At 71.4% G+C, this 14,357-nt stretch carries 14 protein-coding genes and 1 pseudogene; 6 read left to right on the plus strand and 9 right to left on the minus strand.

All coding sequences use genetic code 11. The features are described from left to right. Positions 1 to 145: pseudogene (locus GA0115233_RS42105) on the plus strand (MarR family transcriptional regulator); the annotation flags it as partial. Positions 146 to 188: 43 nt separating this feature from the next. Here GA0115233_RS42105 and GA0115233_RS37645 read toward each other — a convergent pair. After that, complete coding sequence (locus tag GA0115233_RS37645; RefSeq protein ID WP_093724948.1) at positions 189 to 974, minus strand: protein phosphatase 2C domain-containing protein; 786 nt, start codon at positions 972 to 974, stop codon at positions 189 to 191. A 370-nt stretch (positions 975 to 1,344) separates the two neighbouring features. Here GA0115233_RS37645 and GA0115233_RS37650 point away from each other — a divergent pair, with 370 nt between their 5' ends. The 5 genes from GA0115233_RS37650 to GA0115233_RS37670 all read left to right on the plus strand — a co-directional run bounded on the left by GA0115233_RS37650 (position 1,345) and on the right by GA0115233_RS37670 (position 7,062). Further along, positions 1,345 to 4,206 (plus strand): sensor histidine kinase, encoded by a 2,862-nt coding sequence (locus tag GA0115233_RS37650; protein ID WP_304363121.1) that lies wholly within the window; start codon positions 1,345 to 1,347, stop codon positions 4,204 to 4,206. Further along, on the plus strand, positions 4,203 to 4,706 hold the full coding sequence (locus tag GA0115233_RS37655; protein WP_093724952.1) for a roadblock/LC7 domain-containing protein: 504 nt from the start codon (positions 4,203 to 4,205) through the stop codon (positions 4,704 to 4,706). The genes GA0115233_RS37650 and GA0115233_RS37655 overlap by 4 nt, the downstream gene beginning before the upstream one ends. Further along, positions 4,703 to 5,116 (plus strand): DUF742 domain-containing protein, encoded by a 414-nt coding sequence (locus GA0115233_RS37660; RefSeq protein WP_093724954.1) that lies wholly within the window; start codon positions 4,703 to 4,705, stop codon positions 5,114 to 5,116. Before GA0115233_RS37655 ends, GA0115233_RS37660 begins: the two co-directional genes overlap by 4 nt. Then, positions 5,097 to 5,708 (plus strand): GTP-binding protein, encoded by a 612-nt coding sequence (locus tag GA0115233_RS37665; RefSeq protein ID WP_250749438.1) that lies wholly within the window; start codon positions 5,097 to 5,099, stop codon positions 5,706 to 5,708. Before GA0115233_RS37660 ends, GA0115233_RS37665 begins: the two co-directional genes overlap by 20 nt. 106 nt (positions 5,709 to 5,814) lie before the next feature. Continuing rightward, the gene (locus tag GA0115233_RS37670) at positions 5,815 to 7,062 is read left to right on the plus strand and encodes a styrene monooxygenase/indole monooxygenase family protein (RefSeq protein ID WP_093724956.1); all 1,248 of its coding nucleotides are present in this window, start codon (positions 5,815 to 5,817) and stop codon (positions 7,060 to 7,062) included. On the opposite strand, the gene GA0115233_RS37675 is transcribed toward GA0115233_RS37670, so the two are convergent. The 8 genes from GA0115233_RS37675 to GA0115233_RS37710 form a co-directional block, all read right to left on the minus strand. Then, on the minus strand, positions 7,041 to 8,108 hold the full coding sequence (locus GA0115233_RS37675) for a C40 family peptidase (protein WP_093724958.1): 1,068 nt from the start codon (positions 8,106 to 8,108) through the stop codon (positions 7,041 to 7,043). The two genes, GA0115233_RS37670 and GA0115233_RS37675, sit on opposite strands and share 22 nt — an antisense overlap. 102 nt (positions 8,109 to 8,210) lie before the next feature. After that, positions 8,211 to 8,516, minus strand: coding sequence for a hypothetical protein (locus GA0115233_RS37680; protein WP_093724960.1), 306 nt, complete (start codon positions 8,514 to 8,516; stop codon positions 8,211 to 8,213). A 10-nt stretch (positions 8,517 to 8,526) separates the two neighbouring features. Further along, entirely contained in the window at positions 8,527 to 9,180 is a 654-nt protein-coding gene (locus tag GA0115233_RS37685) for a TetR/AcrR family transcriptional regulator (protein WP_093724962.1), read from the minus strand. Between the two features lie 64 nt (positions 9,181 to 9,244). Next, complete coding sequence (locus GA0115233_RS37690; RefSeq protein WP_093724964.1) at positions 9,245 to 10,183, minus strand: AurF N-oxygenase family protein; 939 nt, start codon at positions 10,181 to 10,183, stop codon at positions 9,245 to 9,247. A 178-nt stretch (positions 10,184 to 10,361) separates the two neighbouring features. Beyond that, a complete protein-coding gene (locus tag GA0115233_RS37695) occupies positions 10,362 to 10,862 on the minus strand; it encodes a DUF3291 domain-containing protein (RefSeq protein WP_093724966.1) in 501 nt (166 codons plus the stop codon). Positions 10,863 to 10,907: 45 nt separating this feature from the next. Then, the gene (locus tag GA0115233_RS37700) at positions 10,908 to 12,365 is read right to left on the minus strand and encodes a penicillin-binding transpeptidase domain-containing protein (RefSeq protein WP_093724968.1); all 1,458 of its coding nucleotides are present in this window, start codon (positions 12,363 to 12,365) and stop codon (positions 10,908 to 10,910) included. Further along, positions 12,362 to 13,720: an FtsW/RodA/SpoVE family cell cycle protein gene (locus tag GA0115233_RS37705; RefSeq protein WP_093724970.1), complete on the minus strand. Its 1,359-nt coding sequence runs from the start codon at positions 13,718 to 13,720 to the stop codon at positions 12,362 to 12,364. Before GA0115233_RS37705 ends, GA0115233_RS37700 begins: the two co-directional genes overlap by 4 nt. A gap of 43 nt (positions 13,721 to 13,763) precedes the next feature. After that, a complete protein-coding gene (locus GA0115233_RS37710) occupies positions 13,764 to 14,114 on the minus strand; it encodes an SH3 domain-containing protein (RefSeq protein WP_093724972.1) in 351 nt (116 codons plus the stop codon). Between the last annotated feature and the right edge of the window lie 243 nt (positions 14,115 to 14,357).

Genomic DNA, 14,357 nt, shown 5'->3' on the forward strand with positions numbered 1-14,357 from the left:
GGAGGGCCGCGGCCGGGTGAGCAAGGTCCGCGAGGCCAGGCGCGCCCGCTACGCCCGCCGCCTGTCCGGCTGGGACCCCCGTGAGGTCGCGGAACTGGCCCGCCTGCTCCAGCAGTTGAACCAGGCGATGGAGGGGCAGGGCTGAACGCACAGGTTCGCCTTGCCCGGCCGGCCTCCGGCTCTCCCGGTCACAACTCCACGAGGACGACCGTGGCGTCGTCGTGGGTCTTGCTCCGCCCCAGGAACACCCGCTCGGTGTCCGCCCGTTCCAGCGCCCGTACCCGGTCGACCAGTGCCTGGGCGCCCTCCTCGCGTACGACGTCCAGGCAGCCCGCCCAGTCGCCCTCCCGGAACCGGTCCACCCAGCGTGTGGCGCCGTCCGTCAGCGCGGCCAGCGCCCGTACCCCGGACCGCGGCAGTGTCCCGGTCACCGCGCGTTCCGCCACCGAGGGATCGGCGGCGGCCGTGAAGAAACCGCCCTCCCGGTTGCGCAGATTGGCGTCCACCAGCGCGTTCGTGGCCAGTGCGGACCGCGGCAGCCGGGCGAGCCGGTCGTCGGCGTACGGCGTCACCGTGCCGTCGGGCGCCCGCACCAGAAGGGTCGAGTCCGACAGCACCAGATAGTCGACGGAATCGGGCGACCAACGGGCCAGGACGACGGTTGCCTGCGGGGTGCGCGGGTGAGAAAGGTCACAGGTCTCCCGGTGTGCATCGGCGGTCCGGGCGAGCGCCCTGGACAGGACCTCGGCAAGCGGAATATCGGGCAGGGAAACGGTCAGTTCGGTCAGCGCGCCGCCCAGGCGTGCGGTGAACCAGGGCACCGAATGCAGACACCCCGTGCCAGTTCGCGGCGGGGTCACCCCGTCCAGGACGATCACCGCGCCACCCTGTCCCGAAGCGGGCAGCGCGACGCTCGCGAAGTCCTCATTGGGGCGGGCCGGATCGCCCGGTTCCGAAACAAGTTCCGTGCGCATCAGGCCAGTCTGCACGAGCCCTTCACAAGGTTCGCCAAAGGCTGGCAATGCTCGCGCGATTGGCGCACTCGCGCAGGTCAGGCGCCTGGTTTGGGTCGTAATGCTGCCCGTCGCGCACACGTGGTGGCGAATATTGCCACCGCCCGCCGCAGACGTCCAACCGGCCCGCCGTTGGCCGCCCCGGTCAACACCTCGGTAACTTGCCCACCAACTCCCCTCCGGGGTTCACTCCTTCGGGTGGCGGGTCAGGTGATGCGCGAGAACCGTCCACCGGCACTGGTTGGGTCGGGAAGCGTACCGGGCGTATGCGACATGTGACGGAGCGTCACCCGGGCCCATGGGTATCACGAGTTACGGAATGCGAGCACCGGTGCAGAAGACGCGGCCTCGTCGCTCAGGCAAGCAGACGGCCTCCGCAGGGGGTCCGGAGCACACGCCCGGCACCACGGCGGGGACCGGCCCGACAGCGGCCGGCAAAGGCCGTCCCACTCATGTGCGCAACCGGCTCATCATCGCCGTCGCCGTGGTCGCCGCCGCCATCGCCGCGGCCGGTGCCCCCTCCCTGGTCACCGCCTCCGCGCAACTGCACGACACCCAGGCGCTGGTGACCCTCTCCGAGCAGACCGAGGACGCCCTCGCGCTCGCCCACTCGCTCGCCGACGAACGCGACGAGGTCACCTCCTACGTCGCCGCCGGCCGCCCCAAGGACAAGGCGCCCTCGGAGCAGCGCGGCGCCCGCGTCGACCGGCTGGTCGAGGAACTGCGCGCCGACCCCGACATCCCCGCCTCCCTGCGCGCCGACCTGGACGAGATCGCCGCCCTGCGCAGAGCGGCGCTCACCGGCAAGAGCAGCGCTCTCGACACGCACAAGGCGTATTCCACCGCGCTGACCGAACTCCACCGCCTCGCCGAGCAGCTGGCCGAGGAGATGCCGCCCCGCGCGGGCTCCGGCGCCTACGCCCTCGCCGAGCTGGACACCGCCGTACAGCAGGCGGCCTCCACCCGCGGACTGCTGCTCGCCGCGCTCAGCGTGCCGCGCACCACCGAGACCGTCATCGACACCGTCACCGGACTCCCGCGCCAGGTCACCGGCTCCGCCGACGCCAAGCAGGTCGACGCGCTCACCGCCGCCGCCCAGGAGGCCCGGCTGCGCTCCGACGCCGCCCTCGCCGACTTCCGCGCCACCGCGCCCAAGGAGTCGGTCGCCTCCTACGACTCCACGGTCACCGGCCCCGAGGCCGAGACCGCCCAGAAGTACCTCGCCTCCCTTACCGACCAGCCGACTCTCTCCGACGCCGAACTCGGCACCTCGGTGAAGAAGCTGGAAGCGGCCCTGTCCGCCCGCGTGGAGATGATGCGCGGCGCCGAGTCCGCCCTGCACGACCGGCGTACCAAGGACCTCGCCCAACTGCGCGACGACGACGTCACCGAGCTGGAGATCCGGATCGCGATCCTCGGCGTGCTGGTGCTGCTCGCCATCGGCGTCGCCACCGGCATGGCCCGCAGTCTCACCCGCCCGCTCGCCGTGCTGCGCCTGGGCTCGGCCCGCCTCGCGGGCGCCGCCGACCCGTCCGCGGAGGAGCCGGTGCGGTTCACCGGCCGCAAGGACGAGTTCGCCAAGGTCGTCGACTCCGTCAACACCCTGCACGCGCAGGCCGTCGCCCTGCACGAGCGGGTCGCGACCCTGGAGTCCGACCGCAAGCACCTGGTGGGCCAGCGCCAGAAGATGGCCGACGCGCGCGAGGACCTGCGCAGCGAACTCGCCGAGTCCGCGGCCCAGTTGGAGCGCCTGCGCACCAGCATCGGCTCCACCTTCGTCAACCTCGCCCTGCGCACACTGGGCCTGGTGGAGCGTCAACTGGCCGTCATCGAGGGCCTGGAGGAGCGGGAGCAGGACCCCGACCGGCTCGCCACCCTGTTCAAGCTGGACCACTTCGCGACGGTCATGCGCCGGCACAGCGAGAACCTGCTCGTCCTGGCGGGCGCCGAGCACGTCCAGCACAGCGCGGGTCCGGTGCCGCTGGTGGACGTGGTCCGCGCGGCGGTCAGCGAGATCGAGCGGTACGAGCGGGTCCGTATCGCGGCCCTGCCCCCGCACGCCCACATCGCGGGCATCGCCGCGGACGACCTCTCGCACCTGCTGGCCGAACTGATGGAGAACGCCACCGCGTTCTCCCCGCCGGAGGCGCCCGTCGAGGTCTCCGGCTGGCTCCTGGAGAACGGCGAGGTCATGCTCTCCGTCCAGGACGAGGGCATCGGCATGACGGACGACCGCATGTCCCGCCTCAACGCCCGCCTCTCCGAGTTCGACCCCGAGGTCGCCTACGACCAGGAGGGCGAGGACGGCCTCGGCCTCGGCCTGTACGTGGTGGCCCGCCTCGCGCACCGCCATGGCGTCCGCGTCCAGCTCCGCGACCAGAAGCAGGGCGGCATCGCGGCGGTCACCGTCCTCCCGCAGTCCCTCCTGGCCAGCGCCTCCAGCCCGCAGGCCCCGACCACGGTCCCCGGCGCCGACGCGGAGGCCAACTCCAACGTCCTGCACGGAAGCCGGGGCAAGGGCGACCGGCTGGTGGAACTGGCGGAGAAGGCGTTCGAGGAGGCGGGGCCCGCGGCGGCGGCGCCCGAGGAGTCGGCCCCGGCGGCTGCGGCCCCCGAGGAGACGGCCCCCGAAGAGGCTCCCGCGCACCCGGAGTCCCCGTCCGAGACGACGATGGAACTCCTCCTTCCGGAAAAGCAGGAGAAGCCGGAAGAGCAGGGGCAGCCCGAAGAGCCGGAGAAGCAGGGGCGGCACGAACAGCCCTCCACCGAAACCGAGCACACCACCCCGACCACGGACCCCGAAACACCCGGAGTCCCGCACCAGCCCACCAAGCAGCCGATAGCCGCCGACACCGGCACCGCAGCCGGGACCGACACTGCAGCCGACACCGACACCGCAGCCGGGACCGACACCGAAGCCGAGACCGAGCACTCCCGCCCCACCGAGGAGCTGCTCACCGACAAGGGCCTGCCCAAGCGCACCCCGAAGATCACCGCACCACAGGAGCCGCCGCGCCAGCGCCGCGGTTCCGTCGACGCCGAAGCCCTCCGCAGGAGGCTGGGCGGTTTCCGCCGGGGGGCGGAGGCCGGCTACCGCGACGTAGAAGCAGAAATCGCCGAAAAGACGGGCCAGAACAAGGCACCGCAATCCGAAGAAGCCACGGGGGGCACAGTCGAGGAGGCAAGCAGTTGACCGCGCCGAGTACCTTCGGACTGAGCAGTGAAGCCCGCAACCTGCACTGGCTGCTGACCAACCTGGTGGAGGAAGTCCCCGGCATCGAATCCGTCGCCGTCGTCTCCTCCGACGGCCTGCTCCTGCTCTCCTCGGACCCCGGGCGCAACGAGGAGGCAAGGGAGAAGCGCACCGACCGCCCGAGCGGCCCCCGCGGCTCCTCCGCCGACCTCGCCACCGTCGTCTCCGGCATCGGCAGCCTCACCGTCGGCGCCGCCCGCCTGATGGAGTACGGCGGGGTCAGGCACACGATGGTCGCGATGGACGAGGGCAGTCTGTTCGTGATGTCCATCAGCGACGGCTCCCTGCTCGGCGTGCACGGCTCCGCCGACTGCGACATGAGCGTGGTCGCCTACCACATGGCCCTGTTCGTCGGCCGCGCCGGCCACGTCCTCACCCCCGAACTCCGCAGCGAGCTGAGGAAATCCCTGGAAGCCGAGTCGACCGGGAGTCCCCGATGACCAGTGGCAGTCCGAAGAAGCTCCCCGTCCGCGGCGCCGACCGCAAACCCGCCCGGGTACGCCCGTACTCCCTGACCGGCGGCCGTACCCGCTTCGGCCACGTCCTCCTCGTGGAGACCTTCGTCGCCGCGCTGGAGGCTCCCGAGGGCCGCAAGGAACTGGAGAATGGTTCCCTCAACACCCGGGTCATGCCGGAGGCGCGGGCCATTGTCGAACTGTGCCGCCGCATGCGCACGGTGGCCGAGATCGCCGCGCTGCTGAGGATGCCGCTCGGCGTGGTCCGCGTGCTGCTCAGCGACCTCGCGGACCAGGGAAAGATCCGTGTATACGGCACCGGCACCGGTCATGGCACCGGACGTCCGGACCGCGCTCTGCTCGAAAGGGTGCTGAGTGGACTCCGTCGTCTTTGAAGACTCCGACAGAGAACTGAAGTCCTGGCAGACGGACCGTACCCGGGCCCCCATAGCCACGAAGATCGTCGTGGCGGGCGGGTTCGGCGTCGGCAAGACCACGCTGGTCACCGCCGTCTCGGAGATCACGCCCCTGCAGACCGAGGCGCTGATGACCGAGGCGAGCGAGGAGACCGACGACCTCAGCGCCACCCCGCAGAAGCTGACCACCACCGTGGCCATGGACTTCGGCCGCATCACGCTCGACGACGACCTGGTGCTCTACCTGTTCGGCACACCGGGTCAGCAGCGGTTCTGGTTCATGTGGGACGACCTGGTGCGCGGCGCGATCGGCGCGGTGGTGATGGCCGACACCCGGCGCCTGAAGGACTGCTTCCCGGCGCTGGACTACTTCGAGAGCTGCGGGCTGCCGTACGTCGTGGCGGTCAACCACTTCGACGGCAGTGAGCGGTTCGAGCCGGAGGACGTGCGCGAGGCACTGACCATCCCGAAGCACATACCTGTCATGATCATGGACGCGCGGGTCCGGATCTCGGTGATCGAGACCCTTCTGGCCCTTGTGGGCCACGCGCTCGACGAGACCCCCGAGTAGACCGGCGCCGCCCTGACCCGTTTCCGCCAGTAACGACGTCCCCAGCCCGACGTCCCGAAGTCCCCAGCCCGACGTATCCCGTCCCGACCAAGGAGCCACCACCCGCATGCGGAAGATACTCGTCGTCGGGGCCGGCCAGTCCGGCCTCCAGCTCGCCCTCGGACTCCAGTCGCACGGGTACGAGGTCACCCTCATGTCCAACCGGACCGCGGACGAGATCCGCGCCGGCCGGGTCATGTCGACGCAGTGCATGTTCCACACGGCGCTGCAGCACGAGCGCGATCTCCAGCTGAACTTCTGGGAGTCCCAGGCCCCGAAGATCGAAGGGCTCGGCGTCTCGGTGGCGGCGCCCGGCTCCTGGGCCGAGGGCCCGGCGGCGCGCGCGATCGACTGGGTGGGGAAGCTGGACGGGTACGCCCAGTCCGTGGACCAGCGGGTGAAGATGGCCGGCTGGATGGAGACCTTCGCCCAGCGCGGCGGCCAGCTGGTCATCCACGGCGCGGCCGTCGGCGACCTGGACTACTTCTCCCGCACCTACGACCTGGTGCTGGTGTCGGCGGGCAAGGGCGAGCTGGTGTCCATGTTCGCCCGGGACCCGGAGCGCTCCCCGTACAGCGAGCCGCAGCGCGCCCTCGCGGTGGCCTACGTGCACGGTCTCGGCCCGCGCCCGGAGCACCCGGAGTTCGACGCGGCCCGCTGCAATCTGGTCCCCGGTGTCGGCGAGCTGTTCATCATGCCGACGTTCACCACCTCCGGGCGCGCCGACATCCTGTTCTGGGAGGGCATACCCGGCGGCCCGCTGGACGTCTTCAACGGCGTCAAGGACCCGCGGGAGCACCTCTCCCTGACCCTGGAACTCATGGAGCGGTACACGCCGTGGGAGTACGCGCGGGCGACGAACGTCGAACTGACCGACGCCGGCGGCACCCTGGCCGGGCGGTACGCGCCCACGGTCCGCAACCCGATCGGCCGGCTCCCCGGCGGTGGCCTGGTACTCGGCGTCGCCGACGTGGTCGTCGCCAACGACCCGATCACCGGGCAGGGCTCCAACTCCGCCTCCAAGTGCGCGGCGGCGTACCTGGCGTCCATCCTCGAACACGGTGACAAGCCGTTCGACGAGGAGTGGATGCAGGCGACGTTCGACCGGTACTGGGAGATCGCCCAGCACGTCACCAAGTGGACCAACGCCATGCTCGCCCCGCCGCCGGAGCACATCCTGAACCTGATCGGCGCGGCCGGCGAGCTCCAGCCCGCGGCGGACCGTTTCGCCAACGCCTTCGACAACCCGGCGGACTTCGAGAACTTCTTCTACGAGCCGGAGAAGACGGCCGCCTACCTGGCCTCGCTTTCCTGACCTCCGGACGGCTGCGGCCCGTCCGGACGCACGGCCCCCAGGATCGGGTACGACGCGATCGGCGACACCCTGATCCGCTCACCGGTCCTGGGCGCCTCGACGACCTCGCCCTCACCGAGATACATCGCCACGTGCGTGGCGTCCCGGTGATAGACGACGAGGTCACCGGGTCGCAGCCGGTCCAGCGGCACCTTCGGCAGCCGGGCCCACTGCTCCTGACTGGTACGGGGGACCGGGGTACCGGCGTGCTCCCAGGCCTGTGAGGTCAGTCCCGAGCAGTCGTACGTACGTGGCCCCTCGGCGCCCCACTCGTAGGGCTTGCCGAGCTGCCGCAGCGCGTAGTTCACGGCCCGCAGGCCCTGCCCGGAGGCCGGCCGCTCCGGCCCGAGCGCTCCGGAGACGACGACGTCCTGCTGGGCGGCCTCCACCCCTTCCCTCTCCAACTCGGCGATGTCGTCGAGCTGTTCCGGGGTGAGTGAGGCCAGGAGCTCCTCCACATCGTCCAGCCGCCCCCGGACCTCGTCCCGGTCCTTCTTCTGCCGTTCGGCGAGGGCGAGCTGTTTGTCGAGGGCGGCCCGGGCCCTGCGGGCCAGCGCGTCGGCCTTCTTCTCGCTCCCGGCCAGCCGCCCCACGGCCTGGGCCCGCTCCCGGGCCAACTGCCCGATCACATGCCCCTGGTCGAGCGCGTGCTGCGGCGACCGGGCGAGCAGGAGCTGTACGTAGGAGGAGATCTCGGTACTGCTCTGGTACTGCTGCCGGGCGAGCCTCCCGGCGTCCCCCCGCCGGTCGTGCAGCGAGAGCCGTACCCGGGCGAGTTCCCCGTCCAGGCGCTTGACCTCGGCCCGCTGCCGCTTGAGCTTCTCCTCGGTGGCGTTGTACGTCTCGGTGGCCCGCTCCGCCTCCCGGTACAGCCGCTGAAGATCCGTCAGCAGCCGTGCGACGGTGGGCTCGCCGGGTTCCGGTACGGCGGCCGCGGGAACCGGTGCGAGGACGGCGCAGGCCACCGTGGCGGCCGTACACACCAGACGCAGAAGCCTTCCTGACACGTCATCACCTCCGGCACGGGCAGCCCCTCTGCCCCGCACCGCGAGCATCGAACGCCCTCGCCGGGACCGCGCGCCGACTGTGCGCGGTTCGGCGCAACCGCGTCACCCGTCCGCGTCGTCCGGCTTGCCGCGCGGCGTGGCGTCTGGCTTCGACCAGGGCCACTTCAGCCGGTGCACGTGCCGCCCCTCCGGGTCGTAGACGTACTTCCAGCGCCGGCTGAGGCCCACGTGGGCGCGGCCCTCGACGCGGGGCACCCGGCTGTAGAGCAGGACCGTCGGCTCGCCGCCGTCGGGGGCGGGGACCGGGATGCGGTAGGTCTTGGGCGGGTGCCCGGTGAGGCCCAGGAGGACGGGGAGGACCCGGCCGTCCATGGGGCCGCCCTCGAAGGGGGTGTCTTCGCTCTTCACCGGAACAGTGTCAGGCATCCTCGGCGAGGGCCCGGACCAGGGCGGCGGTCTGCGGGTCGCGGGTGCCGGTGACGGAGAGGACCGCGAGGAACTGGTCGACCAGCCAGTCGCGCAGCTCCGCCGCGGGGGGCTGCTTGCCCTCGTCGAGCCAGAGCAGGGACGCCGCCTCGCAGGAGGTGATCCACAGCTTGACGGTCATACGCAGGTGCAGGCCCGGCTCGGTGACCTCCAGATGGCTCAGGATGTGGTCGGCCGCGGCCCGCCGTACCCCGTCCACGATGGAGGTCGTGCGCGAGGTCTCCACCACGCTGCCGCCCTGCAGCAGCGCGCTGAACCCGGCGTCGTGCTCGTCGACGAAGGTGAGGTAGCGGTCCAGGGCACGTCCCAGGCGCGCGATGCGCGGGCCCTCCCGGGGTTCGTCGAAGCACTGCTCCAGCTCGTCGGCGGCGGAGCGCAGCGCGGCCTCGTAGAGCTGCTGCTTGCCGCCGGGGAAGTACCGGTACACCAGGGGCCGCGACACCCCCGCCGCCTCCGCCACGTCGTCGAGCGACACCTCGTCCGGTGCCCGGTGGGCAAACAGCGACAGAGCGGCGGCCAGCAGCTGGTTCCGCCGCTCCTCGACACTGAGACGTCGGTAGGCGGGCGTGGGGGCCGAAGGGCTCATGACGTGCAGAGTAACCGCTGTACCTGCCCCGCGGCCGCCCCGTACCGGCTTGTTCGAGCCCTCGCTAGGCCAGCAGCCCCGAGGACCTCCACAGCCGTCGGCCGACGCCCCGCAGCACCCCGATGTCGTCCAGGAAGTCGGTGAGCCGCTTCGCCCCCGTCTGCATGACCTCGCGGCGGTGCGCGCTCGCCTTCACCTGGGCCATGGCCTCGCGCTTGTCGAGGCCGACGTTCGTGTAGACCTCGGGGTTGACGAAGGCCACCGAGAACACCCGGGCGAACTCCCCGGAGGTGACCCGCGTGAACTCCTGCGACCAGCGCGGCGCCGTCACCATCTGGCGGCGCAGCTCCTCCCGGGCGTACCGGACATGGCGGGCCTCCTCCACGACGTGGATCCGCGTCACGCCCCTGATCAGCGGCTGCACCCGCTCGTCCGGGAAGGTCAGCCGCTGCATCCAGTCCAGGACCTCCTCGCCGAGCAGCGTCGCGGTGAAGGACCCCGGGGTCGTCGAGATCGTCTTGAACAGGCGCCCCAGGTTCTGGTGGGCCCGGCTCACCGGGTACCACGGCGTCCCGCCGCGGGAGATCACCCGCGCGAACATCTTCGAGTGGCGGCACTCGTCCTCGATCTCGGTGAGCGCGTACCGCACATGGGCGCTCGTCGCCGCCTTGTCGTAGATGTGCCGCACCAGCAGTTGCATCAGGATCAGCTCGAACCAGATGCCGAGCGAGGCCAGCGCCGCCGCCTCGTGCTGGGAGAGCAGGATGCGCTGTTCCTCGCTCATCCGCTTCCACATCGGGGTGTCGTACAGCGACACCAGCTCCGGCGGCCAGAACCACTTGCCCTCCTCGAAGGGCGCGTCCCAGTCCAGCTCCTTGTCGGGGTCGAAGGAGTGCTTGGCGGAGGAGTCGAGCAGCCGCTCGGCCACCTGTTCCCGGTCCTTCAGCAGGCCCAGCGCGTCACGCAGCCCTTCGATCGCGTCGGCATCGGTGAGCGTCGTCATGGTTCTCCCAACTCGTTACCCGGGGTCACACCCTCCGTTCTCTTATGAGACTGCCTGTCAGCAAGCGCGTCAATCCCCCGCGCGGTACTTGTTGACTCTTCGTCTACCGATTGACTGTGCGTCTACCGCTTGACGGTTCGTCTACCGCGCGGCGGAGCGGATGACGGCTCGGCGGGCCTCAGACCGAGCAGCCGAGCCCTTCCGGCACCTCGCCGAACACCGGCTGAGCCGCCCCCGGCGGGAACGAGGTGCGCAGCGTGAAGGCGTACGGCGTCGGCCCGTTGGCGCGCAGGTGCAGCAGCCGCGCCTCCGCCTCGGCGACCGTCGGGCGTTGCCCGGCCGGGACCCACCACAGCGCCACCATGGCTTCCTGCACCTTCTCGAACCACTCGCGCCGCCGCGCCAGCATCTCCCGGTGGCGGCCCTGGTACATGTACGCGGTCAGCGCGTCGGTGTTCCGCCACACCGACATGTTGATGATCAGCCACTCGTCCCCGAACACGGAAATGTCGGTGGCGTCGCCCTCCTCGCTCTGCAGCCGCCAGACGAAGCCGTCCGCCGCGTCGGCGTCGGCGTTGACGGGGTCGAGGTTGTCGACGAAGTCCTTCAACTGGGGGGAATCGAGGGGGGCTTTGAGCCGTGCGATGTTCACCTGGGCGAGTTCGAATGCGGCGGTCATGGACCGAACGTTAGGTCGGTCGGCGCCCGTCCGGACACCCCCGTCTCACCCACCGAGCACCGCCTCCATCACCGCCCGGGCGATCGGCGCCGCGTCCCCGCCGCCGCTGATCTCCCCGCGGTCCGCGTCCGCGTCCTCGACCACCACCGCGACCGCCACCTTCGGCTCGACGTCCCGCTCGCCCTGCGCCCAGGAGACGAACCAGGCGTACGGCGTACCGGAGTTACCGATGCCGTGCTGCGCGGTACCGGTCTTGCCGCCCACGGTCGCCCCCGGGATCGCCGCGTTGGTGCCGGTGCCCTCGCGCACCACGTCCTCCATCAGCTCCCGCAGCCGCACCGCGGTCGCCGGATGCATCGCCTGCCGCACCGGACGCGGCCCGGCCGTGTCCAGCGTCGCCCCGTCCCGCCGCGTCGTCCGCTCCACCAGATACGGCTCGCGCACCTGCCCCCCGTTCGCCACGGCCGCCGCCACCATCGCCATCTGCAGCGGCGTCGCCCGGGTGTTGTACTGCCCGATCGCGGACAGCGCGAGCTGCGCCGCGTCCACGGAGGTGTCGAAGGTGCTCGGCGCCACCGCGTACGGAATGCGCATCCCCGTCCCGTTGAACCCGAACGCCTGCGCGGTGGCCGCCAGATCGCCCACCCCCACCCGCACCCCGAGCTTCGCGAACACCGTGTTGCACGACCACATGAACGCCGCCCGCAAGGAGGCGTCCGCGCACCCCTCCGCCTCGTTCGTCAGACTCGTCGAACTCCCCGGCAGCCGGTACGGGTCGGGGGAGTCGGTCGCCTCGTCCACGTCGGTGACCACCCCCGCGTCCAGCGCCGCCGCCGCGGTCACGACCTTGAAGGTCGACCCCGGCGGATACGTCTGCCGCGCCGCCCTGTTGAGCATCGGCTTGTCCGGGTCCTCGTTCAGCCCGACCCAGGACCGCTCCACCGAGGGCCCGTTGCCCGACAGCGCCTCCGGGTTGTACGACGGGGTCGACACCAGCGCCAGGATGCGTCCGCTGGACGGCTCAACGGCGGCCACCGCGCCCGTGCGGCCGCCGAGCCCCTCGTACGCCGCCCGCTGCGCGCCCTCGTGCAGGGTCGTGACCACATCGCCGCCCGCGTTCCGGGCCCGGGTCAGATCGCCCAGCAGCGGGAACGGCGCCAGCATCGGATCGGCGCCGGACAGCACCCCGTCCTCGGTGTCCTCCAGCAGCGAGGTGCCGTACACCTGCGAGGCGAAGCCGGTCACCGGTGCGTACAACGGCCCGTCCAGGTAAGTGCGTTCGTAGCGCAGTTGCTCCCCGGTGTCCTTGGAGCCGGTGATCGGACGGCCGCCGACGAGGATGTTCCCGCGCGGCTGCCCGTACCGGGCGATGGTCTGCCGCCGGTTGGCCGGGTTGTCCTCGTAGTCGGCGGCCTGGAAGACCTGCAGTCGCGTGGCGTTCACCAGCAGCGCCACCAGCAGCAGCACGCACAGGACGGCGGCGAACCGGATGTGCCGGGTCACGCCGGCCCCTGGTCGTACGGGCGGCGCGCGCGGTCGCTGAGCCGGACCAGCAGCGCCACGATCGCCCAGTTGGTGACCACCGACGAGCCGCCCTGCGCCAGGAACGGCATCGCCATGCCGGTCAGCGGGATCAGCCCGGTCACCCCGCCCGCGATCACGAAGACCTGGAGGGCCACGATCGAGGCGAGCCCCACCGCGAGCAGCTGCCCGAAGGGGTCGCGCAGGGCGAGGCCCGCCCGGTAGCCGCGCTCCACCAGCAGGCCGTAGAGCAGGAAGATCGCCGACAGCCCGGCCAGGCCCAGCTCCTCGCCCGCGGTGGCCAGGATGAAGTCCGACTTCACGGCGAACCCGATCAGCACGGAGTGGCCGAGCCCCAGGCCGGTGCCCAGGATGCCGCCGGAGGCGAAGGCGAACAGCGACTGGGAGAGCTGGTTGGGGCCCCTGCCCGCCTCGATGGAGGCGAGCGGGTGCAGCCAGTCCTCGACCCTGCTGTGCACATGCGGCTCCAGCCAGCCCACCGCGACCGCCCCGAGCGCCGCCAGCAGCAGGCCCACCGCGATCCAGCCGGTGCGCCCGGTGGCGACGTACAGCAGGACCACGAACAGGCCGAAGAACAACAGCGAGGTGCCCAGGTCCCGTTCCAGGACCAGCACCAGGACGCTGAGCAGCCAGATCGAGACGATCGGACCGAGCACCCGCCCGGTGGGCAGTTGCAGCCACCACACCCGGCGGCCCGCGTACGCCAGCGCGCCCCGGTTCGCGGCCAGGTACGCGGCGAAGAACACCGCCAGCAGCACCTTCGCGAACTCGCCCGGCTGGATGGAGAATCCCGCGATCCGGATCCAGATCCGGGCGCCGTTCACGGCGGGGAAGAGGATCGGCAGCACCAGCAGCGCGAGCGCGCCGGCCACGCAGACGTACGCGTAGCGCTGGAGCACGCGGTGGTCGCGCAGCAGGACGACGGTGACGATGAAGAACGCCACGCCCAGCGTGGACCACACGAGTTGGGCGGGGGCCGCCCGGTCGCCCGGGGTCTCCAGGTCGAGCCGGTAGATCAGCACCAGGCCGAGCCCGTTGAGCAGCACACCGATCGGCAGCAGCAGCGGGTCCGCGTCCGGCGCCCGCAGCCGCACCGCCAGATGGGCGACCAGCGCCAGCACGCCGAGCCCGGCGCCGTAACCGGCGGCGCCGGGCGGGACGGCGCCGTGGCGGGCGATACCGACCGCGCAGTAGCCGTACACGGAGAGCAGGACGGCCACGACGATGAGGGCCAGTTCGATGCCACGGCGCCGGGGGAGGCGTACGGCGGGTGCGGGTGCGTCCGCTCTCGCCTCGGTGGTTCCGGCCTTGATCATGTCCGGAACTTACCCAAATAGGGCGTCTTGTGTGCCTTGTGGCTCAGCACCAGCGTGGCGCGGGCCCGATGTTCTTGATGTACCGGGCCGAGCCCCAGGCCCAGGTGCCGTCGGGCAGCAGGTACCACAGCGGGTTGCCCTGGATGTTCTGGCCGACCGTCTTGCAGAAGATCTTCACGACCTGTCCGCGGTGCGCGGTCCGGATGACATGACTGCCCCGGTGCGGCGCGCTGCGCAGCAGCAGGGTGTCGGCGGTGACGACCCCCTTGTACAGCTTGGGGTGCTTCTCGTGATGCCCGCCCCAGTCGTCACCGGCGACTGCGGGGGAGGCGGCAGCCGCGGCGACAAGAGCGCCGACGGCGACGGATATGGCGAGGCGGGAGCGGAACGACATGGGGTGTACCTCCATGAAGCGGACGGAACTTGACTATCCGCCACGCTATGGTGCGAATGCCCGCCCCGCCTTTCTGCTTGGGCCATCCGGAAGGGGGCCGTGGTGGTGGGGGGTGCGTGGCCGTGACTTGGGCAGTCCGGGGGTGCTGTGACCCTTCGGTCCGTCGGGAGGCGTGCCATGGCCCCCGGTCCTTCGGCGGGGGCGTGGTGGTTGCCGCGCAGTCCCGGGGGCGGCGGTCGTCTG

Origin of the sequence: Streptomyces sp. DI166, from assembly GCF_900091315.1 — a bacterium.
Taxonomy (GTDB): Bacteria; Actinomycetota; Actinomycetes; order Streptomycetales; family Streptomycetaceae; genus Streptomyces; species Streptomyces fuscus.

What these genes read in the sequence shown, in the direction of transcription:
- GA0115233_RS37685 (WP_093724962.1), bottom strand. Translation starts at nt 9,180, where the DNA reads ATGAGCCCTTCGGCCCCCACGCCCGCCTACCGACGTCTCAGTGTCGAG.
- GA0115233_RS37645 (WP_093724948.1), bottom strand. Translation starts at nt 974, where the DNA reads ATGCGCACGGAACTTGTTTCGGAACCGGGCGATCCGGCCCGCCCCAAT.
- GA0115233_RS37670 (WP_093724956.1), top strand. Translation starts at nt 5,815, where the DNA reads ATGCGGAAGATACTCGTCGTCGGGGCCGGCCAGTCCGGCCTCCAGCTC.
- GA0115233_RS37660 (WP_093724954.1), top strand. Translation starts at nt 4,703, where the DNA reads ATGACCAGTGGCAGTCCGAAGAAGCTCCCCGTCCGCGGCGCCGACCGC.
- GA0115233_RS37705 (WP_093724970.1), bottom strand. Translation starts at nt 13,720, where the DNA reads ATGATCAAGGCCGGAACCACCGAGGCGAGAGCGGACGCACCCGCACCC.
- GA0115233_RS37695 (WP_093724966.1), bottom strand. Translation starts at nt 10,862, where the DNA reads ATGACCGCCGCATTCGAACTCGCCCAGGTGAACATCGCACGGCTCAAA.
- GA0115233_RS37690 (WP_093724964.1), bottom strand. Translation starts at nt 10,183, where the DNA reads ATGACGACGCTCACCGATGCCGACGCGATCGAAGGGCTGCGTGACGCG.
- GA0115233_RS37710 (WP_093724972.1), bottom strand. Translation starts at nt 14,114, where the DNA reads ATGTCGTTCCGCTCCCGCCTCGCCATATCCGTCGCCGTCGGCGCTCTT.